Annotated in this window: 30 protein-coding genes; 4 read left to right on the top strand and 26 right to left on the bottom strand. The window is 67.4% G+C overall.

Translation table 11 applies throughout. From position 1 onward, the window contains the following. Positions 1–29 precede the first annotated feature (29 nt). Together HTA01S_RS15910 and HTA01S_RS15915 are read right to left on the bottom strand one after the other, a co-directional pair. Complete coding sequence (locus HTA01S_RS15910; RefSeq protein ID WP_068173636.1) at positions 30–2726, bottom strand: cation-translocating P-type ATPase; 2697 nt, start codon at positions 2724–2726, stop codon at positions 30–32. Positions 2727–2805: 79 nt separating this feature from the next. Further along, a complete protein-coding gene (locus HTA01S_RS15915; protein WP_068173637.1) occupies positions 2806–3543 on the bottom strand; it encodes a YiiX/YebB-like N1pC/P60 family cysteine hydrolase in 738 nt (245 codons plus the stop codon). Positions 3544–3615: 72 nt separating this feature from the next. Here HTA01S_RS15915 and HTA01S_RS15920 point away from each other — a divergent pair, with 72 nt between their 5' ends. Together HTA01S_RS15920 and HTA01S_RS15925 are read left to right on the top strand one after the other, a co-directional pair. Continuing rightward, on the top strand, positions 3616–5778 hold the full coding sequence (locus HTA01S_RS15920) for an FAD-dependent oxidoreductase (RefSeq protein WP_068173639.1): 2163 nt from the start codon (positions 3616–3618) through the stop codon (positions 5776–5778). Further along, entirely contained in the window at positions 5775–6557 is a 783-nt protein-coding gene (locus HTA01S_RS15925; RefSeq protein ID WP_245638102.1) for a DUF3047 domain-containing protein, read from the top strand. Before HTA01S_RS15920 ends, HTA01S_RS15925 begins: the two co-directional genes overlap by 4 nt. 19 nt (positions 6558–6576) lie before the next feature. On the opposite strand, the gene HTA01S_RS15930 is transcribed toward HTA01S_RS15925, so the two are convergent. The 15 genes from HTA01S_RS15930 to senB form a co-directional block, all read right to left on the bottom strand. Further along, positions 6577–6798, bottom strand: a complete 222-nt coding sequence (locus tag HTA01S_RS15930) for a hypothetical protein (protein ID WP_068173642.1) — start codon at positions 6796–6798, stop codon at positions 6577–6579. A gap of 204 nt (positions 6799–7002) precedes the next feature. Then, entirely contained in the window at positions 7003–7725 is a 723-nt protein-coding gene (locus HTA01S_RS15935) for a hypothetical protein (RefSeq protein WP_157572135.1), read from the bottom strand. Between the two features lie 254 nt (positions 7726–7979). Beyond that, positions 7980–8399 (bottom strand): MAPEG family protein, encoded by a 420-nt coding sequence (locus tag HTA01S_RS15940; RefSeq protein WP_068173802.1) that lies wholly within the window; start codon positions 8397–8399, stop codon positions 7980–7982. Between the two features lie 26 nt (positions 8400–8425). Next, a complete protein-coding gene (locus HTA01S_RS15945) occupies positions 8426–9187 on the bottom strand; it encodes an alpha/beta hydrolase (protein WP_068173645.1) in 762 nt (253 codons plus the stop codon). 51 nt (positions 9188–9238) lie between these two features. Next, positions 9239–9829 carry a hypothetical protein gene (locus HTA01S_RS15950; RefSeq protein ID WP_068173647.1) on the bottom strand — a complete coding sequence of 197 codons (591 nt, stop codon included), beginning with the start codon at positions 9827–9829 and terminating at the stop codon, positions 9239–9241. 111 nt (positions 9830–9940) lie between these two features. Further along, positions 9941–10279, bottom strand: coding sequence for a TfoX/Sxy family protein (locus tag HTA01S_RS15955; RefSeq protein WP_068173649.1), 339 nt, complete (start codon positions 10277–10279; stop codon positions 9941–9943). A 4-nt stretch (positions 10280–10283) separates the two neighbouring features. Continuing rightward, the gene (locus HTA01S_RS15960; protein WP_068173651.1) at positions 10284–10694 is read right to left on the bottom strand and encodes a VOC family protein; all 411 of its coding nucleotides are present in this window, start codon (positions 10692–10694) and stop codon (positions 10284–10286) included. A gap of 19 nt (positions 10695–10713) precedes the next feature. Next, positions 10714–11166, bottom strand: coding sequence for a YiiD C-terminal domain-containing protein (locus HTA01S_RS15965; protein WP_068173653.1), 453 nt, complete (start codon positions 11164–11166; stop codon positions 10714–10716). Next, positions 11163–11783 (bottom strand): GrpB family protein, encoded by a 621-nt coding sequence (locus tag HTA01S_RS15970; protein WP_084236151.1) that lies wholly within the window; start codon positions 11781–11783, stop codon positions 11163–11165. Before HTA01S_RS15970 ends, HTA01S_RS15965 begins: the two co-directional genes overlap by 4 nt. A 4-nt stretch (positions 11784–11787) precedes the next feature. Next, positions 11788–12345, bottom strand: a complete 558-nt coding sequence (locus HTA01S_RS15975; protein WP_068173656.1) for an NADPH-dependent FMN reductase — start codon at positions 12343–12345, stop codon at positions 11788–11790. A gap of 52 nt (positions 12346–12397) precedes the next feature. Further along, positions 12398–12940, bottom strand: coding sequence for an MOSC domain-containing protein (locus tag HTA01S_RS15980; protein WP_068173803.1), 543 nt, complete (start codon positions 12938–12940; stop codon positions 12398–12400). A gap of 31 nt (positions 12941–12971) precedes the next feature. Next, positions 12972–13385 carry a DUF1801 domain-containing protein gene (locus HTA01S_RS15985; protein ID WP_068173658.1) on the bottom strand — a complete coding sequence of 138 codons (414 nt, stop codon included), beginning with the start codon at positions 13383–13385 and terminating at the stop codon, positions 12972–12974. 130 nt (positions 13386–13515) lie between these two features. After that, a complete protein-coding gene (locus tag HTA01S_RS15990; RefSeq protein WP_068173660.1) occupies positions 13516–13806 on the bottom strand; it encodes a DUF7684 family protein in 291 nt (96 codons plus the stop codon). A gap of 27 nt (positions 13807–13833) precedes the next feature. Further along, positions 13834–14916 carry a selenide, water dikinase SelD gene (gene selD, locus HTA01S_RS15995; RefSeq protein ID WP_068173663.1) on the bottom strand — a complete coding sequence of 361 codons (1083 nt, stop codon included), beginning with the start codon at positions 14914–14916 and terminating at the stop codon, positions 13834–13836. 46 nt (positions 14917–14962) lie between these two features. Further along, on the bottom strand, positions 14963–15952 hold the full coding sequence (gene senB, locus HTA01S_RS16000) for a selenoneine biosynthesis selenosugar synthase SenB (RefSeq protein WP_068173665.1): 990 nt from the start codon (positions 15950–15952) through the stop codon (positions 14963–14965). A 12-nt stretch (positions 15953–15964) separates the two neighbouring features. Between senB and senA the strand changes: the two genes are divergently transcribed. Next, a complete protein-coding gene (gene senA, locus HTA01S_RS16005; protein WP_068173667.1) occupies positions 15965–17275 on the top strand; it encodes a selenoneine synthase SenA in 1311 nt (436 codons plus the stop codon). On the opposite strand, the gene egtD is transcribed toward senA, so the two are convergent. From egtD to HTA01S_RS16040, 7 genes are all read right to left on the bottom strand, one after another. Beyond that, the gene (egtD, locus tag HTA01S_RS16010) at positions 17236–18237 is read right to left on the bottom strand and encodes an L-histidine N(alpha)-methyltransferase (RefSeq protein ID WP_068173669.1); all 1002 of its coding nucleotides are present in this window, start codon (positions 18235–18237) and stop codon (positions 17236–17238) included. The two genes, senA and egtD, sit on opposite strands and share 40 nt — an antisense overlap. A 97-nt stretch (positions 18238–18334) precedes the next feature. Continuing rightward, positions 18335–19684, bottom strand: a complete 1350-nt coding sequence (egtB, locus tag HTA01S_RS16015) for an ergothioneine biosynthesis protein EgtB (RefSeq protein ID WP_084236152.1) — start codon at positions 19682–19684, stop codon at positions 18335–18337. Between the two features lie 10 nt (positions 19685–19694). Next, complete coding sequence (locus tag HTA01S_RS16020; RefSeq protein WP_068173670.1) at positions 19695–20834, bottom strand: PQQ-dependent sugar dehydrogenase; 1140 nt, start codon at positions 20832–20834, stop codon at positions 19695–19697. A gap of 16 nt (positions 20835–20850) precedes the next feature. Next, a complete protein-coding gene (locus HTA01S_RS16025; RefSeq protein WP_068173672.1) occupies positions 20851–21447 on the bottom strand; it encodes an NnrU family protein in 597 nt (198 codons plus the stop codon). Positions 21448–21548: 101 nt separating this feature from the next. Continuing rightward, complete coding sequence (locus HTA01S_RS16030; RefSeq protein WP_068173674.1) at positions 21549–22088, bottom strand: ferritin-like domain-containing protein; 540 nt, start codon at positions 22086–22088, stop codon at positions 21549–21551. 45 nt (positions 22089–22133) lie between these two features. Then, a complete protein-coding gene (locus HTA01S_RS16035; protein WP_068173677.1) occupies positions 22134–22703 on the bottom strand; it encodes a BON domain-containing protein in 570 nt (189 codons plus the stop codon). A 47-nt stretch (positions 22704–22750) separates the two neighbouring features. After that, entirely contained in the window at positions 22751–23500 is a 750-nt protein-coding gene (locus HTA01S_RS16040) for an SDR family NAD(P)-dependent oxidoreductase (RefSeq protein ID WP_068173679.1), read from the bottom strand. Positions 23501–23852: 352 nt separating this feature from the next. Here HTA01S_RS16040 and HTA01S_RS16045 point away from each other — a divergent pair, with 352 nt between their 5' ends. Continuing rightward, complete coding sequence (locus tag HTA01S_RS16045) at positions 23853–24065, top strand: hypothetical protein (RefSeq protein ID WP_068173681.1); 213 nt, start codon at positions 23853–23855, stop codon at positions 24063–24065. Positions 24066–24314: 249 nt separating this feature from the next. Here HTA01S_RS16045 and rffA read toward each other — a convergent pair whose 3' ends face one another. Together rffA and HTA01S_RS24785 are read right to left on the bottom strand one after the other, a co-directional pair. Next, on the bottom strand, positions 24315–25454 hold the full coding sequence (gene rffA / locus HTA01S_RS16050; RefSeq protein WP_084236173.1) for a dTDP-4-amino-4,6-dideoxygalactose transaminase: 1140 nt from the start codon (positions 25452–25454) through the stop codon (positions 24315–24317). Beyond that, a complete protein-coding gene (locus HTA01S_RS24785) occupies positions 25454–26041 on the bottom strand; it encodes a class I SAM-dependent methyltransferase (RefSeq protein WP_245638103.1) in 588 nt (195 codons plus the stop codon). The genes rffA and HTA01S_RS24785 overlap by 1 nt, the downstream gene beginning before the upstream one ends. Positions 26042–26055 lie beyond the last annotated feature (14 nt).

The raw sequence follows: 26055 nt of genomic DNA on the forward strand, positions 1-26055 counted from the left end.
CGGGTGCGGGGCGCCTCGCGGCGCCCGCGTCACATGCGCCGCACCCCGAAGCGGCGCAACACCGCCTTCTCGATTTCCACCACCACGAACTTCGCGCTCGCCAGCGCGGTGATCAGCAGCCACGACCACGCATCCAGCGGCGCCGTGCCGAACAGCGCCTGCATCGGCGGCGCGTAGGTGAACAGCGCCTGCAGCCCCAGCGTGATCACGCAGGCCCAGATCGCGATGGCGTTGCCCGCCAGGGTCTCCCAGCGGAAGGCGCTGGCGGTGAAATGGCGCACGTTGAACAGGTAGAAGATCTCGCTCATCACCAACATGTTGACCACCGCGGTGCGCGCCACTTCGATGGAGCTGCCGCGCGAGAGCTCCCAGCCGTAGACCACGAAGGTGGCCGCCACCATCAGCACCGTGATGTAGGCGATACGCACGAACAGCAGCCGCGTGATCAGCGGTTCGCCGGCCGGACGCGGCGGGCGGCGCATCACGCCGTCTTCGGCGGGCTCGAAGGCCAGCGCCATGTCCAGCGTGATGCTGGTGACCATGTTGACCCAAAGGATCTGCCCGGCCGTGACCGGCAGCGCCAGGCCCGCGAACACCGCGATCAGGATCAGGCCGGCCTCGCCGCCGTTGGTGGGCAGGATGAACAACAGCGACTTCTTGATGTTGTCGAACACACGGCGGCCTTCGCGCACCGCGTGGGCGATGGTGGCGAAGTTGTCGTCGGTGAGCACCAGGTCGGCCGCCTCGCGCGCGGCATCCGTCCCCCGCTGGCCCATGGCCACGCCGATGTCAGCGGCCTTGAGCGCGGGCGCGTCGTTCACGCCGTCGCCCGTCATGGCCACCAACTCACCCTGGCTCTGCAGCGCGGCCACCAGGCGCAATTTATGTTCGGGGCTGGCGCGCGCGACCACGTCGGTCTGGCCCAGGCGGGTGGTCAGGGCCGCGTCGTCCAGGGTGTCGATTTCGCTGCCGGTGATCGGGTCGCCGTCGCGCAGGCCCAGGCTGGCGCCGATGGCGGCGGCCGTGGTGGCATGGTCGCCGGTGATCATGAGCACGCGCACGCCGGCCTGCAGGCACTCAGTGACCGCGGCCACCGCCTCGGGGCGCGGCGGGTCCATCAGTCCCACCAGACCGAGCAGGGTGAAGCGCGGCGTGATGTGCTCCAGCGTGAGTTCGCTGGTGCCCGCGGGCAGCTCGCACTCGGCCAGGGCCAGCACGCGCTGGCCCTGGCGCGCGGCCCCGTCCATGCGCGCCTGCCAGGCCGCGGCGTCCAGCGGCTGGCCCGCCGCGTCGCGCACGCACAGGCCCAGCACACGCTCGGGCGCGCCCTTGAGCAGGGCCAGCACGCGGCCATGGTGGTCGTGGTGCAGCGTGGCCATGTAGCGGTTTTCCGACTCGAAGGGCAGGCTGTCGATGCGCGGGGCGCGCGCGGTCTCGGCGGCCAGGTCCAGCCCGGCCTTGAGCGCCAGCGTGAGCAGCGCGCCTTCGGTCGGGTCGCCGGCCAGCGTCCAGCCACCCGCCGCGTCGTGGTGCAGCTGCGCGTCGTTGCACAGCAGGGCACAGCGCGACAGGCGCATCACGCCGTCGTGGCGCTCGGGCATGATGGTCTGGCCATCGACATGAAAACCGCCCTCGGGCGCGTAGCCGGCACCGCTCACGTCCACGCTGTCGGCCACCACCATCACACGCACCGCGGTCATTTCATTCTTCGTCAGCGTGCCGGTCTTGTCGGTGCAGATCACGCCCACCGAGCCCAGCGTCTCCACCGCCGGCAGGCGCCGTACGATGGCGCGCTGCCCGGCCATGGCGGCGGTGCCGATGGCCAGCGTGATGGTGACGATGGCGGGCAGGCCTTCGGGGATCGCGGCCACGGCCAGGCCCACCACGGCCAGGAAGATATCGAGCGGCGGCAGGCCGCCCACCCGGCTACCCCACAGAAAGGTCGCCACGCTCACCAGCAGGATGAAAAAGGTGATCTGACGCGCGAACTGGTCGAGCCGGCGCGTGAGCGGCGTGGCCAGGGTCCGCAGCTCCGAGACCATGCGCCCGATGCGGCCGATCTCGGTGCGCGCACCGGTGGCCACCACCAGGCCCGTGCCCTGCCCCACCGCCACCACGGTGCCGGCGTAGGCCATGCCGGCGCGCTCGGCCAGCGGCGCCAGCGGTGCCACCGGCGCACTGTCCTTGTCCACCGGCAGCGACTCGCCGGTGAGCGCGGCCTCGTCGATGCGCAGGTTCTTCGCGGCCAGCAGGCGCAGGTCGGCCGGCACGCGCGTGCCCGACTCGATCAGCACCACGTCGCCCGGAACCAGTTGCGCGGCGTCGATCTCGTGGCGCTCGCCGTCGCGCAGCACCATGGCGCGGCTGGCCAGCATGGCGTGCACCGCTTCGAGCGCGCGTTCGGCCTTGCCTTCCTGGACGAAGCCGATCACCGCGTTGATGAGCACCACGCCGAAGATCACGGCGGCGTCGATGACGTCCTCCAGCCAGAGCGTGGTGAAGCCTGCGGCCAGCAAGACATAGATCAACAGGTTGTGGAACTGCGCCGCAAAGCGCCGCAGCCAGCCCGGGCGCTCGGCGGCGGCGAGCTGGTTGGGGCCGTGCCGGGCCAGGCGCTCACGCGCTTCGCGGCTGGAGAGGCCGGCCTCGCTGGCGGCGAGGGTCTGCAGCGCGTCAGCGGCGGCCAGCGCGTGCCAGGTTTCGGGAGGGATGGCGTCGCGGTTCATGGAAGGACCATAACCGAGACCCGTGACGCGAGCCACCGACCGGATCAAGCGGCGCGAAGCGCTGCGGGGGAGTTCCTGCCTATGCCCAGACCAAGCGGTGGTGGTCGAAGCCCGCCTCCAGCGTCGGCTTGACCACCTGGAAATACGGCGAGACGTCGAAATCGCGCGGCGTGTACAGGCTGTGGTGGCGCACGTGCAGGATCTGGCGCACGCAGTCCTGGCAGTGCGGATCGTTCAGCAGGGCCACCTCGACGATGGGCAGAATGGGGTAGTTGACCGACGCGAAGGCCTGCGCGATCAGCGTCGAGCAAATGGCGCGCGTGGGGTCGCCACTGCCCAGCGCGAGCAGGCGGCGGCGCCAGCGCGTGGGCACGGGTGGCGTGGGCAGCAGGTAGCGCGCCAGATCGACGATGTTTTTCAGGTCGTAGTGGTGGCCCAGGCGCTGCACGGCGAACCTGCACACGGCCTGTGCTTCGTCGGCGCGCAGGCTGGCCGGCCGGCAGATGCGGCAGTGCAGGCCGGCAAAGGCCGCCAGCGGCACCGCGCGCACACCGGCGCTGATGTCGGCCTCGACCACATCGAGCGCCCCGTCCCCACCACCGGCGATCGGCCCCACGTAGAGCGCCGCGTGCGACCAGGTGGACTGCGTCAGGTACTTGATCGCCGTGCTCACGCGCGAGTTGCCCTCCACCAGGATCACGTCGCCCGGGCGCACGCAGGCGGCCAGCAGCACCGTGTCGGTGGGGAACCCGATGCTCGCGGTATGCCCCGGTGCGCCGAGGTAGCGAGCCAGCGCACTGCCTATCCATTGCCTCATGCCTTGTGTCTTCCGGTGTAAGAATGGCAGACCCTGCGCGACTCAACAGGACCCCAACCCGAGAACCGTGCCGTGAACTTCCGCAAACTCCTGCTGCTGGCGACCGTGCTGCTGGCCATCGTCGCCTTTTTCACGTTCGATCTCAACCGCTATTTCAGCCTTGCCTATCTGCAGGAGAGCCAGGCCCGATTCGCCGAACTGCGGGCCCAGCAGCCCCTGGCGCTCGCGCTGGGGTATTTCGTGGTCTACGTCGCCGTCACGGCGCTCTCGCTGCCCGGCGCCACCATCGTCACGCTCGCGGGCGGCGCGATTTTCGGCCTGGGCTGGGGCCTGCTCATAGTGTCCTTCGCCTCCAGCATCGGCGCCACGCTGGCTTTCCTGACCGCGCGTTTCCTCCTGCGCGACGCGGTGCAGGCGCGCTTTGGCCAGCGCCTGGCCGAGGTGGACAAAGGCATCCAGAAGGAAGGCGCGTTCTACCTGTTCACCCTGCGCCTGACTCCGGTGGTGCCGTTTTTCCTGATCAACCTGCTGATGGGCCTGACGAAGATGAAGGCCTGGACGTTCTACTGGGTGAGCCAGATCGGCATGCTGGCCGGCACGGCGGTGTACGTGAACGCGGGCACGCAGCTGGGCCAGCTCAGCTCGCTGCAGGGCATCCTGAGTCCGGCACTGCTCGGCTCGTTCGTACTGCTGGGCCTGTTCCCGCTGATCGCGCGCCGCATTGTGGACGGGGTGAAGCGCCGCCAGGTCTATGCCAAATGGGCCGGCGTGCGCCCCCAGCGCTTCGACCGCAACCTGATCGTGATCGGCGCCGGCGCGGGCGGCCTGGTCTCGGCCTACATCGCTGCCGCCGTGAAGGCCCAGGTGACGTTGATCGAGGCGCACAAGATGGGCGGCGACTGCCTGAACTACGGCTGCGTGCCGAGCAAGGCGCTGATCAAGAGCGCCACGCTGGCGCACCAGATGCGCCACGCGTCGAACTACGGCCTGAGCGACGCGACCCCTGCCTTCAGCTTCAAGGCCGTGATGCAGCGCATCCACGACGTGATCAAAGCCATCGAGCCGCACGACAGCGTGGAGCGCTACACCGGCTTGGGGGTGGAGGTGCTGCAGGGCTATGCAACGCTGTTGAACCCGTGGACGGTGGAGGTTGCTCTGAACGATGGCGGCACCCAGCGATTGACGGCACGCAGCATCGTCATTGCCGCCGGTGCCCGGCCCTTCGTACCGCCGCTGCCGGGACTGAATGAAGTCGGCTATGTGACCAGCGACACGCTGTGGGATGCGTTCGCCAAGCTCGACGACGTGCCCCAGCGCCTGGTGGTGCTGGGCGGCGGCCCGATCGGCTGCGAGCTGGCCCAGGCCTTTGCCCGCCTGGGTGCGCAGGTGACGCAGGTGGAGATGGCGCCGCGCATCATGCTGCGCGAAGACGAGGAGGTGAGCGCGCTCGCGAAAACGGCGCTGGCCGCGGACGGTGTGGCGGTGCTGACGGGCCACAAGGCTCTGCGCTGCGAGGCCGTGGGCGGCGAGAAGATTCTGGTGGTGGAACACGAAGGCGTAGAGAAGCGCATTCCCTTCGACCAGCTCATCTGCGCCGTGGGCCGCGTGGCGCGGCTGCAGGGCTACGGGCTGGAAGAGCTGGGCATCCCGACGAACAAGACCGTCGAGACCAATGAGTACCTGCAGACCATCTACCCGAACATCTACGCGGCCGGCGACGTGGCCGGACCCTACCAGTTCACCCACGTGGCCGCGCACCAGGCCTGGTACGCGGCGGTGAACGCGCTGTTCGGCGATTTCAAAAAATTCAAGGCCGACTACTCCGTGATCCCCTGGGCCACCTTCATCGCCCCCGAGGTGGCGCGCGTGGGCCTGAACGAGCAGGAAGCGAAGGAAAAGAACATCCCTTACGAAGTCACGAAGTACGGCATCGACGACCTGGACCGCGCGATCGCCGACAGCGAAGCCCATGGCTTCGTGAAGGTGCTCACGGTGCCGGGCAAGGACACGATCCTGGGCGTGACCCTCGTCGGCACACACGCGGGCGACCTGCTGGCCGAATACGTGCTGGCCATGAAACACGGCCTGGGCCTGAACAAGATTCTGGGCACCATCCACACCTACCCCACCCTGGCCGAGGCCAACAAGTACGCCGCGGGCGAATGGAAGCGCGCGCACGCACCACAGCGGCTGCTGGCCTGGGTGGCGAAATACCACGCCTGGAAACGCGGATGACACCCACCATGACCCACCACCGCCAGGCCCTGGCCCTGCTCACCCTCTCGCTGGCCGGCGCCGCCGCCCCGGCCCAGACCAGCACCAACCTGCCCCCGCTGCTGCAGGACGATGGCGCGCTACACCCAGCCTGGCGCGTGGTCGGCTACCCCAAAAAACACGCCGAGCTGCCGCCGACCCGCTTCGAGGCCGGCACGGTGGACGGCGAACGCGCGCTCAAGGTGTCCACCGCCTCGTCCTACGGCACGCTGGTCAACGGCTGGAGCGGCCCCGTGCCCGCCCGGCTGCAATGGCGCTGGCGGCTGGACCAGCCGCTCTCGGGCGCCCGGGTGCCGGTCGACATCCTCAGCAAGGCCGGCGACGACGCCGCGCTCAAGGTCTGCGTGATGTTCGACCACCCGATGGAACGGGTGCCGTTCTGGGAGCGCACCGTGCTGCGCCTGGCGCGCGGCGTGAGCGGCGAGGCGCTGCCCGCGGCCACGCTGTGCTACCTGTGGGACAGCTCCCACCCGGCGCTCACCGAAGGCGCCAACCCCTACAGCCGCCGCGTGCGCTTCATCAGCCTGCAAGGCCGCGGTGCGCCGCTGGCGCGCTGGGTGGACGAGTCGCGCGACGTGGCGCAAGATTTCTCCCGGCTCTTCGCCGACGAGTTGCCGCAGGGTGCCCAGACACCGCGCGACGCCCTGCCCCGCATCACCACGGTGCTGATCGGCGCCGACAGCGACAACACGGCGAGCCACAGCACCGGTTGGGTGGCCGGGCTGCGCTGGGCGGACTGAGAGACTGAGAGTCTTTCGCTCAGCCCTTTTTGCCGCCCACGGCCAGCAGCACCGCGCCCACGACGATGGCGCCGATGCCCGCCCACACGGGCACATTGACCGTTTCCTTCTCCTCCACCTTGAGCTCGATCGGCCCGAGCTTGAGCGCGGTGGTGTCCTTGGTGTAGCTGAAGCTGCCGTAAACCAGGCCCAGCGCGCCCCCGACGATGAAAAGAATGGCCACGATTCGGGTGATGTTCACGGGTGTATCTCCGGTGCGCGACACCCAACCCCGGAGCCGGCGGCGCCAAGGCGGGTGACAAAAAAACATTGAAACACACTTCGAGCGGTGCGAGCTGCGTTCGCTCCGGCCCTGACGTCCGCCTCAGGAACCGCTCCCGTTGTGGCCATGGAACGCCCGCCACAACGTTACCCGCCACGGGCACAGGAGGGACGGGCCCTGGCCTTATTTGCTGGTCGCCACCGGAGCGGCCTGCGCCGCCGCTGTCGGCTGCATGCCACCTTCCCACCAGCGCTGCACCGCCGCACGGTCGAACGCTGGGAGCGGCGCATTTTCGATGGTGGCCGTTGTGAGCGCGGGGAAGTGGGAGCGGAACAGCGCAAGGTCCTTCTCCGACAGGTTTTCCGCAGTCACATCCCAGGTGCCACCGGACAAGCCCGTCACCGACTGGTCAATCAAGGGAATCACCGGTCCGGCACGGAACTCTTCCCCTTGCCGGGGCCGCAGCTTGGCCGTGAGCCGACCCACATAGGTGATCGAGTTCGGCTTCACATTCAGGTCCATCAACAGGGGAACCACGAAGGTTCCGATAAACGGAAACCCCTTGGCCTGGCCCATCACTTCGCCCATCTTGTACTGGCCTGGTTTCAAAGCCATGCGCGTCAGGTAGACGGTGCGCTCCCCGTCCTTCACAGTGTCTTCGTCCTCATCCAGCTTGAAGTTCTGCCGTTCTTCCTTGCTTTGGGCGTTCGGCTGCTCGAGCTTCACCACAAATGGCGTCGGGACGTAGCGGCTGTCGTCGGATCGAGACACCTCGAGGGCCATCAGCACGACGGACTTCTCGCTGGTGTCGATGGTCTTGGCTTCTTTGTCAAAGGCCATTGGATTGACGGTTGCGCACCCGGCGAGGGCAACACAGAGGGACATGGCGCCCAGAAATCGATTCACTTTTTTTCCTCCGATGATTGAATGGGGTTGTGACAGAACAACGCTGGCGTTGTTCGACACCCCCCGGGAATGGCCGCTTCACAGCGGTTCCCGCAGTCGCGGGAGCCGACACGCTATCACGGCCAAAACGGCCACTTCGCTGAGGTGCGGCATGTTGTCCGAGCACGGTGGATCAACGGTCGTTGTTGCCGCCGGAAGGACGCCCATCTATGGCGCGCGTGCAACAACCAAGGCGCCGCCCGGTGCGACCCGACTCACCCCGCCAGCGCCCACCCCAGGAGCATCAGCATGGCAATGACCACCCCATTGCTGGCGGCGAACACCACAAACCGGTGGACCACGTGGTTGTAGGTCAGGTAGATCACGCTGTGCAGCAGGCGCAATCCGAGGTAGAGCCACGCCAGGCTCAACAGGGCGGGTGTCACATTGCCCGTCACGAAGCCGATGATGCTCACGGTATAGAACAGCACCGGGACTTCCACGAGGTTCATGAACAGCCGGTTGGGCAAGGCCACATCCGTGGGCACGCGATCGGACTCGCCACAGGCAAAATCAGCCGCCGTCACCCGCCCGGCAAAGGCGGCCCGAAAGCGACGGATGGGCACCTGCACCAGAACGAGAAACGTCCACGCCACCAGAATCAGCGTGGGCCAGAAGATGCTGCTCTGCTTCACGATGCCCTCCTCCTGCTTGCCCTTATTCACAACGCGGCGCGCAGTGCCTCCAGGTACTGCGGGCTGTTCGAGATCGTATTGTGGTCGGTGCCCGGTATCACGGAGAGCGATGCCACCCCGTCGGCGAAACGCGTGCGCAGGCGATCGGTGCTCCAGCGCGGAATCACGTTGTCGAACTCGGCCGCCAGCAGCAGCGTGGGCACCCGGATCGAGGGCGCATGGCGCCACGACTCGAATTTGTCGGTCAGCAACCACCGCACCGGAAACACCGGGAACTGCCGCGCCGCGAGTTCCACGACGCTGTCGTACGGCGTCACAAGCACGAGGCGCGACACCGGCCGCTGGCTCGCGAGGTGCACGGCCACGCCGCTGCCCAGGCTGCGCCCCAGCACGGCCACGTCCGGGTGTTCGGCGTGCACCAGGTCGAACAGGGCCTGTGCATCGCTCTTCAACAAAGCTTCGGTGGGTGCGCCTGGGCTGCCGCCGTAGCCGCGGTAGTGCAGCAGGTAGATGGCGTGGTCCGGAAACGCGCTGGCAAACCAGGGCAGCTTCTGCGACACGTCTTCGGCGTTGCCGCCGAAATAGATCAGGGCCTTCGGGCCACTGTGCGGCCGCACCGATACCGCCAGCTCGGCCCCCTCAACCGCGAGCCTGCGCGTGGTGTCCGGCCCCGCCAGGGCGCTGGGCTGGGGAAAGTACAGGAACGAGCGCTGAAACGCGTACAGGGCCACGCAGGCGCCGATGTACAGCAAGACAACGAAGGCCAGGAACCAGAGGGTGGCGCGCATGGGTCTGGAGCATGCCATACCGCCCGAGGGAGTCACCACCGCGTTGCCCGCTCACGCAGAAGGCGCCATTCCCAACAGTGTCAAGGCACGCGACAGCCTGGCCATACGCTCCTGAATACCGGCCACCTCCAACTGGTGCACCTCGTCAATCACTGCGAGCAGTTCCTCGAAGTGGGTCAGATCCTCATCTGAAGAAAAAACCGCACCCTCCTCGCCAAATGTGATGGTGTTTCGACGTGAATCGATCAGGTGACAAATCGCTTCCGCGGCATCTATCCAACGCTCCCTGTTCGCATAGAAGCTGGCTTGCGCAGCCAGCTGCCAGTTGATCGAGGAAACCAGTCCCGCTTGACGTTCCTGCTGCTCCTTGATGGGCATCTCGGCCAGCGCCTGCGCGAAGTCCCTCGAAGACGTCAACACCATCTTGCCGAACGCCTCTTTGCTTGCCGTCATGAGCTGCCGCAACTGGCCAAGCGTGGCCAGCGAGCGCTGCGTTCCCGCAACGGTCGACAGATGTTCTTGAACAAGCACCCTCTCGATCTGGAGCTTGGCCTGTTCCTGATTGAATGCCTGCGTGACCTGCACGCCAACCGCGAGATGGCGACGAGCGATGTTGATGAAATTCAGAGTCGAGGCGTGCATTGGGCGCTGAGCTTGGATGAATGTTGAAAAAAACTCCCGGCTCGAGTCTGGCAGAAGGCTATGGGTGGGAACAAGGGCCCGGCCCAGACGCGTTGATGTCGCCCAGGAAGTTCAGGCAGAACCCTTGGGCGGCAGGGTGACCACAAACTGTTCACACCGTTCAAGCCAGAAACGAAGTTGCTCATCTGACTGCACGCCTGGCGCATCGACGAACACATACCCCTGCATGGGCCTGCCCGTGAAATCCATCTCGCGCACGTGGCTGCGGCTCAGGGAGTCCGCGTGGTTGCCCTTCCCAACGCGAGCCATGAGCGCGCCATTCGAGACACCCACGAACATGAGCCCCCGATGCAGGAAGGCGATGCCACCAAACATCTTCTTCTCGGTGATGGCCGGGTTGTCCGCGAGCGCTTCGCGGATGCGCTGGGCGAGCTGTTCGTCGTAGGCCATGGTGTTACTCCGCAGTGGCGATCTCGTCGTAGCCTCTGCCGACGAACTGGAGCAGGCAGAACCCGTGGCCGAACGGATCGGCCATGAGCGCGATCTTTCCCCAGCTGCTGGACCGAACCGCCGCTTCGAGGATTGCGCCCGCGTTCAGTGCCCGCTGCACCGCGGCATCGATGTCCGCCACCACCAGGTCCAGGTGCACCGGCGTCCAGTGCCGCCCATAGTCGCGCACCTGGCTGGAGGCCTGGGTCGCCGGGCTGCCGGCGGGCTTCACCAGGAGATAGATCGCGGAGGAAGCGCCCAGCAGTTCAACCCCATCCGCGCCAAAGCGCCGCCCTACCTGCAGATCGAACGCGCTCGTGTAGAAACGCAGCGCCTTGTCCAGGTCATCCACATCGATGTTCACGAGCAGTTCCATGGCAGCACTCCTTGACCGACTACGCGCCCGTGGTGCCCAGCGCGACGAATTCGCCTTCGAAATGGCCCGCTTCAGCGCCGTCGTACCAGAGCGTTGACGAGACGGTGATTCTGGCGCGGGCCTTGCGCTCCAGCATGCGCGTGAACGCTTGCCATGCCTCGGGCGTCGGGCTTTGCGCGCGCGCCGTGAAGTGACCCACGATCGCGTGCTCGTAGCTCATGGTGTTGCGCTGGATGACCAGCCGGGTCTTGTAGCCCGCCGCGGTCAGCTTCGTGTGCAACAGCGACCAGGCCGAGAGGATGGCCAACGCGGAGGCGCTGCCACCGAACACGGTGTCGCGGTGGTTGATGTTGGGTCGCAGCGGAGCGCCCAGCACCACCTGCACAGGCGACGCCTCTTCCACGGAAACCTGCATCGCCAGCGACAGGGGAATGTGCTCGTGCAGGTACTGTTCAAGTTCGTGGGGTGTCACTGGTTTTCTCCTCGGTTGTCTGGGGTTTGAGATGCAAGACCCGGCCCGGCGTGCCGCGGCGGGTCTTCGGCATGAGCCGGCTGCACGGCGCCGGACACAGCGCGGACAAACCCGGCCTTGGCATCGGTATAGGCCTCCCGGTCGTTCGCGTGTTGCTCGGCGGAGCGGGCTTTGAGCTCGGCATAGCGGGCGGCGAGCGCGGGGTCGGCGCGAAGCGCATCGCGAAAACGCAGCCGTTCGTGCCAGGCCTGACTCTCGTGCACCACCACGTGCAGGTGGTGGGTGCGGTGGCCGTCGGCCCAGCGCATGAACCATTTCCGGTCGCTCAGCGAGGCGTTGAATTCGGCCGAGGTGGTGTAGCCGCACGCGCACAGTGGCGCCGCCACCGACTCGGCCACCGCCATGGACGCGACACCGGCCATGATGTCAATGATGGGCTTGGCCGCCAGGCCTGGCACCGCCGTGCTGCCGATGTGCTGCAGATCGAGAAACACGCCGGGAATCACCCGCAGCAGGCGTTCCCGCTCGGCGGCATACGCCGCAGGCCACGAAGAGTCGTAGGCCTGCAGCCTCACCGCTTCGTGGATGGCCGCCGCCAGCGACTGCTGCTCGTTCATGGCGCTATGCCACCGGAAACGAGGGGCCCTGCTCGGCTCGCCCCTGAAGCACGGCCGCGTGCAGCGCGGCCAAGGAGCGCCGGATAGCGGCGCTGACCAGCGGGTCTTCGACCATGCCGTCTTCGCCTAGATGGGCCCCGAGCAGCGGGACACTGAGCGAAGCCGATTCGACGATCTCGGCCGACATGGTCTTGAGCGTTTCGCGCAGCGCCGCGTCGGCATGGTGCGCACGCGGCGAAGCGTTCAGGACCGCGACACGCTTGCCCACGAAGGGCTCAAAGCTGACCAGCCAGTCCAGCGTGTTCTTGATCGCGCCGGTAACGCCATGGGCGTATTCGGGGCTCGCAATCAACAGCGCGTCCGACGCGGCAACCGCAGCGTGCAACGCGCGGACCGGTGAAGGCAGCTGCGCCTCCAGATCGGGATTGAAGAGCGGCAGCTCGCCCACACCGTGAAAGACCGTGAGCTGGACCTCCGGCGGCGCCAGCCGCGCCGCTGCGCGCAGGAGCGCCGAATTGATGGATGCAGCCCGCAGGCTGCCCGACAGGCCCAGGATTTTCATGGTGTCCAAGTGTGTGAGAAGAGAGATGCCCGACCCGGCCTGGTGGGCCTGGTCAAACGCGCTCCAGTATGCGGTGGGGCCCTGCCGGCAGCCGCAGAGAAATGGCATCACCCGGCCGCACGACCCCGCCGGCAACCACGACCCCCATGACGCCGGCTTTGCGCACCAGTTGACCTTCTGGCGTGCGGCCGAGCACTGCTGCCGTCAGGCCTGGCTGAAACTGGTTCAGTTGTTCGCATGGATTGCGCAGACCGGTGAGTCTGACGATGGCCGAAGGACCTATGTGCAACTCGGAATCCACCGGCAGCGCCAGCAGCTTGAGATGGCATGTGGTGATGTTCTCGCCGATCTGGCCGGGAGCCACCTCGAACCCCTGCGCGGCCAGCTCCTCAAACAGCTCGACATGGATGAGGTGGACCTGGCGCAGGTTCGGCTGCGAAGGGTCCAGCGCCACCCGCGAGCGGTGCTGCACGGTGACCCCGCAATGCGCGTCCCCATCCACCCCAAGGCCCGCCAGCAGGTTGATCTGCGAAGCAATGTCCTTGCTGAAAGCGTGGACCGGGCTGGAACCGACGGCAACGACCTGAGGATTCATGAGCATGGCAAGCGTCCGGCGTTTCGGCAGCCTACTTCGCTCGCCTGGGCTTGGCCTTGGCGGCGGTATTGAGGGCGATGGCGGCACGGATAAGCGCCTTGAACGCAATCGCATCAACCACCTCACCCTCGCGGATGTCGATCGCACGCCGGGTGTTTCCGTCAAGGCTCGAATTGAACAGCCGGGCCGGGTCGTCCAGCGAAGCCCCCTTGGCGAAAGTCAGTTTCACGACCGACTTGTAGGACTCCCCGGTGCAGATGATCCCGCCGTGCGACCACACGGGCGTGCCCATCCACGTCCACTCCTCGACCACCTCCGGGTCGGCCTCTCGGATGAGCTGGCGCATCCTGCTCAAGGTCTGCCCGCGCCAGTCCGCGAGATCGGCGATGCGTTGGTCGATCAGCGCAGAGGCCGACAGGCCCTCGGTCGAATCGGGTTTTTTCATGGGTGCCTCCTGAAGCTTCTGGACTCTAAAGCACTATGAAAATCTGTTGTTGCATGGTGTTTTAGAAGGCCGAAGGCGCGCCCGGCACCATCATCCAGGAAGCGGCGGTTAACAGCACCCAGGCCCCCCTTCAAACCCGAATGACCTCGACTTCATGCGATCTCTCGGTGGAAAAGCTTCGGGCGAATTCGATGACCTCGGCCTCTGATTCGCCAGGATGCGAGGTGGTGGTGATGAATGTGGCTTCCGAGCCGTCGGCTCCCATGCACATCCAGTCCAGCGCATCCTCCCATTTTTCGGCGTCGACACCCAGGGCGCAGAACAGCTCAATCTGGCTCTCGATCAGTTCCCGCAACAACGGATCATCCCGGCTCGCGACGTAGCCGGAGGTAGAAACCAGAACGATCTTCCCGCTGTGCATGGCAACCGCCTGAGCCCCAGCCACGTCTCAAACCACCTGCAACCGCACCCCGTCAGCCACAGGCGCCACGATCTCGCCCACTTCGGCCACAGCGGTGAAGCCGTGGCGCTCGAAGATGGCCAGCACCTCGGCCACCGCTTCGGGGGCGCAGGCCACGAGCAGGCCGCCGCTGGTCTGGGGGTCGCTCAGCAGGGCCTGGTCCACTGGCTGCAGGTGCTCGCCCAGGCTCACTTCGTGGCCGTAGGCGGCCCAGTTGCGGCCGGAGGCACCGGTCACCAGGCCCTGGGCGGCCAGGGCGCGCACGCCTTCGATCAGCGGAACGCGGTCCATGGTGATGCGCACGGTGGTGCCGGCGCCGCGCGCCATCTCCAGGGTGTGGCCGGCCAGGCCGAAGCCGGTGATGTCGGTGAGCGCATGCACACCGTCCAGCGCCGCCAGGTCGGGGCCGGGGGTGTTGAGCTGGGTGGTGGTGGCGATCATGCGGGCGTAGCCTTCGGCGCTGAGCGCGTCTTTCTTGAGCGCGGCCGAGAGCACGCCCACGCCCAGGGGCTTGCCCAGGATCAGGCGGTCGCCCACCTTCGCGTCGGCGTTGCGCTTGACGCGCTGGGGGTGCACCAGGCCCAGGGCCACCAGACCGTAGATGGGTTCGACAGAGTCGATGGTGTGGCCGCCCGCGATGGGGATGCCGGCGGCGCGGCACACGCTTTGCCCGCCGTCGAGGATCTTGCCAATGGTTTCGGTACTGAGCACGTTGATGGGCATGCCCACCAGGGCCAGCGCCATGATGGGCGTGCCGCCCATGGCGTAGACGTCGCTGATGGCGTTGGTGGCGGCGATGCGGCCGAAGTCGAACGGGTCGTCGACGATGGGCATGAAGAAGTCGGTGGTGGCGATCAGCGCCTGTTCGTCGTTGAGCCGGTACACGGCGGCGTCGTCGGCGGTTTCGATGCCGACCAGCAGCTCCGGGGGCATGGGCATGGCGCTGCTGCCCTTGAGGATGTCGCTGAGCACGCCGGGCGCGATCTTGCAGCCGCAGCCCCCGCCGTGCGAGAGGCTGGTGAGGCGGGGTTCCTTGGCGGTGGTGGTGGGTTGGGATGTGGGTGCGTTCATCGGCGGGTTCGGTGGGTCGGATCGTTGGGGTGCGCTGCGGCGGCGCTCATGGGCTGTGCCGCAGTTCGCCCAGCAGGCTCAGCAAGGCGGCGCGCTCGGCGGCCGGTTCAAACCGGGTGGCTCTGGCTGCGCATTGTGCTTGCAGTGCAGCGAGCCAGGCGCCGCCGCTGGCGATGTCGTTGCGGCCCTGGCGCAGCAGCGCGGCCAGCGCGGCGGCGTCGCCCGCGGGGAAGTAGCCGCCGTAGTCGCTACCGAGCATGCCCACGTTGCCCGCGATGCGCGAGGCCAGCACGGGCGTGCCGCTGAGCGCGGCTTCCATGATGACGTGGGCACCGCCTTCCATGCGGCTGGGGTGCACCAGCAGGTGCGCGCGCTGGATGCGCTCACGCGTACGGGCGTGGGCCAGGCCGCCGAGCCAGCGGTAGTGCGGGCAATCGCGCATGCACTGGCGCGCGGCCTCGCCCAGCGCCGGGTCGAGCGCGTCGCCGATGTGGTCGATCCGGATGCCCTCGTCGGGCCGCAACAGGCGCGCCGCTTCCCACAGCGTCTGCGGCGACTTCTCCTCGCGCAGGTGGCCCACCATGAGCACGCGCAGCTGCGCCGTGGTCTTGGGCAGGGTGCGGCGTGGGGTGCTGGACTGGAAGACCACGCGGGCCTTGCCGCGCAGGGCCTCGGGCAGGGCCAGCAGGCCCTGATCCTGCAGCACGATCAGGCGCTGCGCCAGGGCCAACGAGCGTTGCGCGCTGGCGTCGGTGGCGATGTCGCGGTACAGGTCGGTGCCGGTGAGCACGAGCACCAGCGGCCGCCCGGGGTGGGTCTGCGCCCATGCGGCCACCGAGGCGGCAGAGCGCCGCGCGTGCAGAGCGAGCAGGATGTCCGTATCGACCGCAGCGGGGTCATCGTCGGGCCACCGCTGGGCCAGGCGAACCCGATAATGGCCCGACAGCATCTGCGCCCAGCGGCGCGCGGTCTGCCAGTTGCCGTTGTTGGCATCGGCCAGCGCGGGGGTGACGATGCAAAGAACGGGCTTTTTCATGGGGGTGCGTCGATGGCGGTGATTGTGTCCGAAGCCGAACAGGCCCGTTGCGCCGGCAAGGCCGCGCTGGCGCAAGCGCTGGTGCGCGCGCGCGAGCGCACGCTGCGCCTGTTCGCGGCCTACCAGGCCGCGCTGGGGCCGGCCCTGCGCGTGCCCTGCACGCCCGAGCTGAACCTGCCGCTGTGGGAGCTGGGGCACATCGGCTGGTTTGCCGACTGGTGGATCGCGCGCAACCCGCAGCGTGGGCTGGGCACGCAGGCCGATCCGCTGGCGCCACGCGCCGCGGCGCGGCAGGCCGCGCGCGGGGTGGACGCGGACGCGCTGTACAACTCCAGCACCGTGCCGCACGACCGGCGCTGGCAGTTGGAGCTGCCCGATGCCGAGGCGGTGCGCGCCGACCTGGCCCAGAGCCTGGCCGACACGCTGGCCCTGCTGGCGCAGGCGCCCGAGGACGACGCCGGCCTGTACTTCTTTCGCCTCGCGCTGTTCCACGAAGACATGCACGCCGAGGCGGCGGTCTACATGGCGCAGACGCTGGGGTTCGATCCTCTGGACGCCACCGCGCCCCCGACCACCATGGCGAACACCGCCGCGCCGGCCCAGCCACAGACCCTGCGGATCGCCGCCACGCCCTGGACGCTGGGCCGCAGCGGCCCGGGCTTCGCGTTTGACAACGAACTGGGCGCCCACACCGTGCCGGTGGCGGCTTTCGAGATCGACGCGCGCGCCGTCAGCTGGGCGCGGTTTCTGCCGTTCGTGGCGGCGGGCGGGTATGCGCAGCGGCGGTATTGGAGCGAGGCGGGCTGGGCCTGGCTGCAGGACCGCGCAGCGGCGCAGCCTGGCAGCGCTTCGGGCACTGAGCCCTGGCGCCACCCGCGCCATCTGCGCCAGTCAATCCATGGCGGCTGGGAGCGGCAGCGGGGCGGGGCTTGGCAGGCGCTGGACCTGGCCGCGCCGGCCTGCCACCTCACGGCGTTCGAGGCCCAGGCCTGGTGCGCCTGGGCCGGGCGGCGCCTGCCCAGCGAAGCCGAATGGGAAGTGGCCGCTAGCCACCCGGACTTGCAGTGGGGCGAGGTGTGGGAATGGACCGCCAGCGCCTTCGCGCCCTTCCCCGGTTTCCAGCCGCACCCCTACGTGGACTACTCCCGGCCCTGGTTCGACGGCCGCCCGGTACTCAAAGGCGCAAGCCACGCCACCGCCCCGCGCATGCGCCACCCCCAGTACCGCAACTTCTTCACGCCCGAGCGCAACGACATCTTGGCCGGGTTTCGCAGCGTGGTCGGTCAGGCCTCTGCCCAGAACACGCTGAACCAGCCGCGCTGATCGCTCCAGTGGCGCACGGCGCCGAAACCCGCTTCGCCCAGCAGGGCCTCGAAATCGGCGGGTTCCCATTTGTAGGAGTTTTCGGTGTGCAGGCGCTCGCCGGCCGAGAAGTGACGTTCACCGCCGGGCCAGCGCACCGTCTGCGCGCGGGTGGGCTCCAGGTGCATCTCGATGCGCGAGGCCTCGGCGTTGAAGAACGCCACGTGTTGCCAGGCCTGGGGGGCGAAGTCGGCGCCCAGCAGGCGGTTCACGTTGAGCAGCAGGTTGCGGTTGAACGCGGCGGTCACACCCAGGGCGTCGTCGTAGGCGGGTTCGAGCACGGCGCGCGGTTTCACGCGGTCCACGCCGATGAGCAGGCCCCCGCCCGCGCCACCCTCGGCGCACACCACGTGGGCCTGTCGCAGCAGGGCCAGGGCCTCGGTGGACGAGAAGTTGCCGATGCTGGAGCCGGGGTAGAACACGGCGCGCGGCAGCCGCGCGGCGCCGCTGGTGGCCAGCCAGTCCGCCGCCTGCGGGCCGAGCGCGAGCCGGGCCGAGAAGTCCATGCCCAGCCCCAGCATGGGCAGCGCCGGGTGGCGCTGCTGCAGGGCGTCGAGCGCGGCGCGCAGGTAGTCCACCGAAATGTCCACGGCCACGTAGGCGGCTGGCCGCAGCGCGGGAAACAGGCGCGCGGCCTTGGCGCAGCTGCCCGCGCCCAGGTCGATCAGCACCGCGCCGGCGGGCACGGCCAGGGCCATGTCGGGCGCGTGCTGCGCGAAGATGGCGGCTTCGGTGCGCGTGGGGTAGTACTCGGCCAGCTCGGTGATGGCGTCGAACAGGCGCGAGCCCAGCGCGTCGTAGAGGAACTTGGGCGCGATGCGCGGCGGGCTGAGCGCCAGCCCGGCCACCAGTTCGGCGCGCACGGCGGTGTCGTCGGGGCGGTGCAGCTGGACAAAGCTGGGCAGACAGGGTGTGGACGGCATGGCTGGCAGTGGCTGTGGCAGGCCCTTGGGCCTGGTGTGGAACACATCCCGGGCCGCGCTCGCGCAGGCCGGGGCGAGGTGAAAGGCTGAGCGCCTTTCAGAGGCTGCGCGCCAGGCGCAGGCCGCTGAACTGCCAGCGCGCGCTGGCGGGGAAGAAGTTGCGGTAACTCGCACGCAGGTGCGAGGCGGGGGTGGCGCAGGAGCCGCCACGCAGCACCAGCTGGTTCACCATGAATTTACCGTTGTACTCGCCCACCGCGCCTTCGGCCGGCTGGTAGCCGGGGTAGGCGCTGTAGCTGCTGGTGGTCCATTCCCACACGTCGCCGAACATCTGCAGCAGCGCGCCGGGCGCGGCGGGCGCGCGCGCGGGCATGGGGTGCAGGGCGCCGCTGTCCTGGCAGTTGCCCTGCACCGGCAGGGCCGCGGCGCTGGCTTCCCACTCGGCCTCGCTGGGCAGGCGCGCGCCGGCCCATTCGGCGCGGCTGGCCGAGGCCCAGCGCGCGAAGGCGTCGGCCTCGTAGTAGCTGATGTGGGTCACCGGTGTGTGCGGGTCCAGCGGCATGTCGCCGTGCAGGGTGAACACCGTGGGCAGCGCGGCGCCGTCGGCCGGCAGCGTCCAGTAGAGCGGCGCGCCCAGGCCTTCGGCGCGCAGCCAGTCCCAGCCGGCGGCGAGCCACCACTGCGGGTCGGTGTAGCCGCCGTCCTGCACGAAGGCCAGCCACTCGCCGTGGGTCACCGGCCGGTTCATCAGCGCATGGGGTTGCAGCCACTGGGGGTGGCGCGGGCTCTCGTTGTCGAACGCAAAGCCCGCCCCGGCGTGGCCGATCTCGACCAGGCCACCGGGGCGCTCCACCCATTGCGCCGGCACGTTGGCCACGCTGGTGAGCGGCCAGGCGCTCTGGTACACCGGGTGCAGCGGGTTGATGGAGAGCAGGTGCTTGATGTCGGTGAGCAGCAGTTCCTGGTGCTGCTGCTCGTGCTGCACGCCCAGCTCGATCAGCGCCAGCGCCTCGGGGCGGGTGGTGTGGCGCAGCAGCCGGGCCACCCGCTGGTCCACCTCGGCGCGCCAGCGCAGCACCTCGGCCAGATCGGGGCGGGTCAGCAGGCCGCGCTGGGGCCGCGAAAACGGCTCGCCCACGCCGTTGTAGTAGCTGTTGAAGAGCGCGCGAAAGGCCGGGTGAAAGGGCTGGAAGCCGGGCTCGAAACGCTCGAGCACGAAGGTTTCGAAAAACCAGGTGACGTGGGCCAGATGCCATTTGGCGGGGCTGGCGTCAGGCATGGACTGGGCCTGGCAGTCTTCGGGCGACAGCGGCGCCACCAGCGCCAGGCTGCGCGCGCGCACCGCGTGGTAGCGCCGGGCCAGGGCGGCGCGCTCCAGGTCGAGGCCGGGCGCGGTGCGCGCTGCGCGTGGGGTGGGGGCGTTGGCAGCGGTCGGCGGGGTGGACATGGCAGGCCTTTCAGCGCCCGGGCAGCAGGCGCAACAGCTGACCGTTGCGTTCGTCGGTCAGCAGGTAGATGAAACCGTCGGGGCCCTGGCGCACGTCGCGCACGCGCTGGCCCAGCGTGGGCAGCAGTTTTTCCTCGTGGCGCACGCGGGCGCCGTCGAGCTCCAGCCGCGCCAGGTAACGGAACTTGAGCGAGCCCACCAGCAGGTTGCCGCGCCAGGCCTTGCCGTAACGATCGCTGTGCACGAAGGCCATGCCGGCGGGGGCGATGGACGGCACCCAGTAGTGCAGCGGCTGCTCCAGCCCGGGTTTGGCGGTGAGGCCTTCCCCGATGGGGCCGCCGCCGTAGTTTTCACCGTAGGTGATGACGGGCCAGCCGTAGTTCTTGCCGGCCTCGGGGCGGTTGATCTCGTCGCCGCCCTGCGGGCCGTGTTCACCGGTCCACAGGCGCCCGTCGGCGGCGAGCGCGGCGCCCTGCAGGTTGCGGTGGCCCAGGCTCCATATCTCGGGCAGCGCGCCCGCGCGGCCCACGAAGGGGTTGTCGGGCGGCACGCTGCCGTCGGGCTTGATGCGCACCACCTTGCCGAGGTGGTTGTCCAGGGTCTGCGCGTCGGCCATGCGGCTGAAGCGGTCGCCCAGGGTGAGGAACAGGTTGCCGTCGCGGGCCTGCACGATGCGGCAGCCGAAATGGGCGCGGCTGCTGACCTTGGGGCGCTGGCTGAAGATCACCTTCACGCTCTCCAGCCGCGTGGCGTCGTCCGACAGGCGGGCCGAGGCCAGCGCGGTGGAGTTGCCGCCCCCGCTGGCGGCGGGCTCGGCGTAGCAGAAGTACAGGGTGCGGTTGCGTGCGAAGTCGCGGTCGGTGGTCACGTCGAGCAGACCACCCTGCCCCACCACGTCCACCTGGGGCACGCCGGCCAGGGGCTCACCGAGCGAGCCGTCGGGCGCCACCACGCGCATGCGCCCGGGCCGCTCGGTCACCAGCATGCGGCCATTGCCGATGAAGGCCAGACCCCAGGGGTTTTGCAGACCCCGCGCCACCACCTCGGTGGTCACGGCGCCCGCCTGGGCCAGAGCGGCCTGGGCGCTCAGCCCGGCGATGGCGGCGAGCGCGGTGGTGAGCGAAAGGCTGAACAGACGGAGGTTTTTCATGGTCCGCTCCCCGCGCTCAGCCGAACGGCCGCACACCAAACAGCCAGGCATGCAGCCAGAGCACGAACACCACGTAGACCACGAGCCCGCCCACCAGCGCGATTCCGTCGTTGCGCGCACGCGCCGGCCCCAGGGGCAGGCTGCGCAGCAGCCCGGCGGCGGCGCGGCGTTTGAGCGAGACGCGGTCGGCCGCGGCCCAGATCAGAAAACTGCCGAACAGCAGCACGTCGGCCAGCGTGCCACCGGTGACCGACTGCGCCAGCAGGTGGGCCAGGGCCCATAGCTTCACCGCCAACAGCATGGGGTGTTTCGTCGCGGTCCTGATGCGCCCGGGCAGGTAGGCCGCGAACAGCAGCACGAACACCGGCAGCATCAGCAGCGCGGCCAGGTGCCGAAAGCCGGTGGGCAGGGCGTAGAGCAGCACCGGCGCCTCGCGCGCCAGCCCGTAGCCCCAGACGATGAGCCCCAGCCCGACAAACGAGACCAGCGCGTACAGGCCCTTGAAGGTGCTCTCGCCCATGCGCTGCACGAGCTGGTTGCGCCCGGTGGGCGAGACGATGGACACGGTGTGCACACCCAGAAACAGAACCAGCCCCAGAACCAGCCACGTCATGCGGAACCCCTCCTGTGCCCCATGGGGCTACGGGGCACCATGCCCCGCTTTGAGCGAACTGTAGCGGCTTGGGCTCAAGTCCGCAGCCATACGGCGCGGGGTCAGCTGTTCATGCCTTCGAGCAGGTCGGCCAGCTCGTCGGCGTGTTCCTCTTCCACCGCCAGGATCTGCTTGAGCAGCACGCTGGTGGTGGGATCCTGGTCACCCAGGTACTGGATCATGTCGCGGTAGCTGTCGATGGCGATGCGCTCGGCCACCAGGTTCTCGCGGATCATCTCCGTCAGGGTATCGCCGGCCACGTATTCGGCGTGGCTGCGCTCGCTCAGGCTGTCGGGCGAAAAATCGGGCTCACCACCGAGCTGCACGATGCGCGCGGCCAGCAGGTCGGCATGGCCCTGTTCTTCCACGGAATGCGCGAGGAACTCGGCCCCCACGCTCTGGCCGTGGATGCCCCGCGCCATGAAGTGGTGGCGCCGGTAGCGCAACACGCACACGATCTCGGTGGCCAGCGCCTCGTTGAGCAACCTCAGCACCTGGCTGCGGTCGGCGCTGTAGCCGGCGGTCACGGCGCCGTGCTCCAGGTGTTTGCGCGCCTGGCTGCGCAGGGTGGCGACGGGGGTGAGCGGGTGTGATGGGGTCATGGGGTGTTCCTCTTGGCTGGTGGGTGGGGGGCTGGGTTCACGGACTCACTGCTTGATCAGCAGTTCGTTCTTCACGCTGCGGGCACCTTCGGCGGCTGCGGCGATCCGGGTGGCCTGGTCGATCTGGGCCTGGCTGTTGACGAAGCCGGTGAGCTGCACCTCGCCCTTGAAGGTGAGCACGCTGATGTCGAAGCTCTTGATGTCGGGGTCGGCGAGCAAGGCTGCCTTGACGCGGCCGGTCACGGCGGTGTCGTCGAGCATGGTGCCGGCGGTGCTGGGCGCGCCCTTGAGGCTTACGCTGTTCTCGACCGCGCTCACGCCGGTGACGCCGCGTGCCACGGCCATCGCTCGGTCGATCTGGGCCTGGCTGTCCACGAAGCCGCTGAGCTGCACCACACCCTTGCGGGTTTCGACCTGCAGGTCGAAACCCTTGACCACCGGATCGGCCACCAGCGCCGACTTGATGCCCGAGGTGACGACGGCGTCGTCCACCTGCGTGCCCATCGTGATCCCCGGGGCCGCTGGCGCTGGCGCCTCGGGCGGCCTGTCACAGCCCGCCAGGGTCAGAGCAGCCAGGGCGATGCCGAACAGGAAGGCGGGGGAGCGGAGGGTCATGGTGCGGGGAAGGCCGGACAAGTCAAAGGACGCAAGGGGGTGGGTGTTCAGCGGGCCAGGTACCCGCCGTCGACCGGGTAGTACGCCCCGGTGACGAAGGAGGCGCGCCCGGAAGCGAGCCAGAGCACCAGCTCGGCCACCTCGTCGGCCTGGCCCAGGCGCCCGATGGGGTGGGCGGCGACCAGGCTCTCGTGGGCGGCCGGGTCGGCTTCGAGGCCGCTGATCATGGGGGTGTGGATGAAGCCGGGGCCGACCGCGTTGATGCGCACGCCCTGGCTGGCGTATTCGAGCGCGGCCGCCCGGGTGAGGCCGACCACGCCGTGCTTGGCCGCGGTATAGGCCGACGCCGTGGCGAAGCCAACCGCGCCCAGGACAGAGGCGACATTGACGATGGCGCCGCCCCCGTTCAGCAGCATGGCGGCGATCTGCGCGCGCATGCCGTAGAACACGCTGTTGAGGTTGGTGTTGATCACCTGCGCCCAGGCGTCCAGCGGGTAGTCGGCCAGCGGCGCGGCCACGCCGCCGATGCCGGCGTTGTTGCAGGCCACGTCGAGGCGGCCGTAGTGCGCCATGGCCTGGGACACCATGGCCTGGCACTCTTCGGGGTTGCCCACGTCGGCCGCCACAAACAGCGCTTCGCCGCCCTGGGCCTGCGCCAGCGCGGCGGTTTCCAGGCCGGCCTCGGCGGCCATGTCCGACAGCACCAGGCATGCACCTTCGCGCACCGCCATGAGCGCAATGGCCCGGCCGATGCCCGAGGCGGCACCGGTGACGAGCACCACTTTCTTCTTCAGCATGGGTTCACTCCAGTTCGTGCAGCACCGTGCCGCCGCCCGGATGACACAGGCCACCGCAGGAAAACCCCGGCCGCTTCTGGCCCTGGGATAGGAATGAAGTTAACGGCCCGGCCGACCCGTGTCTGTGCGCTGACAAACAAACGCGGACCAGGCGGTGAACCGCCCGTCGCGTGGGCTGCGCGAGAACGCCAGAAAAGCCGGAATTCGGCGGCGCTTTCTGCGGTTTGGCGGCGCGCGAGGATGCCGAAAATTCAGTTGTGCCTTGACCGAGCGACTGAAGGCAAACGAGGCCCGTGGCAATGGGTACGGACCCCGGTGAATCAAGGGTAGCCGCTCAGTACAGGAGACCGATATGACCGCCCCATCGAGCTCATGCGAACACCACTTGCTCTTCGCATCCTTGTTCCATCCTGGCCGCGGCGTTTCCGTGCCGTGCGACGCCCACGGCGAAGTGCACCTGGACGACCTTTCCGAACGCTTGAAGAACGCCTACCTGGGCGCCCGCGCCCTCATCGGGAGGGAGTACGCGCTACCGGTCGTGGAGCCGATGCATTCGCTGTATTGAACCGGGCTGGCGCGCACGGACCTGGCTCCTGCGCTGCCTGAGCGGCCATCCTTTGGACCACTCGCCACCGAGCATGAAAGCCCAGGCCAAGTGCAACATGTGAGGTGGTACTGGACCGACCACAGGCGACGCTCCTGCGTGCTGGCGGCGGTTTCGGTGCGAATGGCGGAGAGTGTGGTACACGCGACAGCGCGCAGCCAGTCTTGCTTCTTTTTGCATGAAAAGTACGACCTCTACTCTGCAAAAAAATCACCGCGCACCAATACCATCCAGAACATTCCCAACCTCAAATATCACTTCGTTAAAGTGCTCTTCCAGCCCCATCCAAAGCGGTAAACGCACAAGTCTGTCAGACAGCGAATCAGTGTGGTGCATATTGCCATGAGCCCTTCCATACGCCGTACATGCCGGCGCGGAGTGGAGGGGAACATAGTGAAACACCGTCCCTATACCTTTTGCCTTGAGTTTCTCGATAAAACGGGTACGTGCAGCCAAATCAGGCAACAACAAGTAGTACATGTGGGCATTGTGCTGGCAATGGGTCGGCACGACGGGACGCCTGGCCAGGCCGGCTCGTTCAAATGGCGCAAGGGCATCGTGATACCGCTGCCACAATGCCAAGCGCCTCTGGTTGATGTCGTCAGCCGCCTCCATCTGTGCCCACAGAAACGCGGTGATCAACTCACCGGGTAAAAAGCTCGATCCAATGTCGCACCATGTGTACTTGTCCACCTGCCCGCGGAAAAACTGGCTGCGGTTCGTGCCCTTCTCGCGGATGATTTCGGCCCTCTCCACAAATTCGATATCGTTGATCAGCAAAGCGCCGCCTTCTCCCGAAATGATGTTCTTGGTCTCGTGAAAGCTCAGGCAACCAAGATGCCCGATCGACCCAAGCGGCTGCCCTTTGTAAAATGACATGATCCCCTGCGCTGCGTCCTCAATCACGAGGAGCTCATGACGCCGCGCGATATCCATGATTGTGTCCATCTCGCACGCCACACCCGCGTAGTGCACCGGCACAATGGCCTTGGTGCGAGGTGTGATGGCTGCCTCGATCAACGTCTCGTCAATATTCAAAGTATCTGAACGAATATCGACAAACACAGGTGTTGCACCCCGTAAAACAAAGGCGTTTGCAGTGGAAACAAACGTGTAGGAAGGCATGATTACCTCATCCCCCGGCCCAAGATTCGCGAGCATCGCCGCCATTTCAAGAGCCGCTGTACAGGAATGGGTGAGCAAAGCCTTTTCACTCCCCATTCGTTGCTCCAACCATTGAGAGCAGCGCTTGGTAAACTGGCCATCACCGGAAAGATGGCCTGCGGCATGAGCTTGGGCAATGTACCAAAGCTCCTTGCCTGTCATGTACGGCCTGTTGAAAGGAGCAATCACTTAGCGCACTCCATGATCCAGTGTGTGTAGGGAATCCACTTGCGATGGCGCAGTTTTCCTTCAACACGCGCAAATGAGCTCATCGCAAGAAGTTCGTACGCTTCTGCATCACGAACGTTCTGCCCACGATCTTTTGATATCAGGTAGTGCGCTATTGCGCTTTGCTTGTCAGCAAAACATGGATCAATGGAAATCAATCGCCCACTGTCCTTAAGAGCTGTGTATGCCAGAGAAAAAAGCTCCTTAGCCTGTCCGTCATTCAAGTGGTGCAAAATACCCAACGCCAGCACCGTGTCAAACCTGGGTAAATCAGCCAATATCGATTCACTAAGCAAGCCACTATGAAAATGGCCCCGTGCGCCATACTTCTCTTTGGCTGCCAAAACGTATTCTGGGCTTATATCGAAACCCCAGTATTCAATGTTGTCCGGAAGGTAACGAAGAATTTCCGAAGTCCCGGAACCAATATCCAATATTCGAAACCCGGCCTCAGGGCGAATAAATTCATCAGTTAGCTCTCGACGCGATTCATGAGCCCCCATGATTTTTTGAAACGAATCATAGATGATAGGCACTGAAAGCACGGCCCTAACGCCGT

Source organism: Hydrogenophaga taeniospiralis CCUG 15921, assembly GCF_001592305.1.
GTDB lineage: Bacteria > Pseudomonadota > Gammaproteobacteria > Burkholderiales > Burkholderiaceae_C > Hydrogenophaga > Hydrogenophaga taeniospiralis.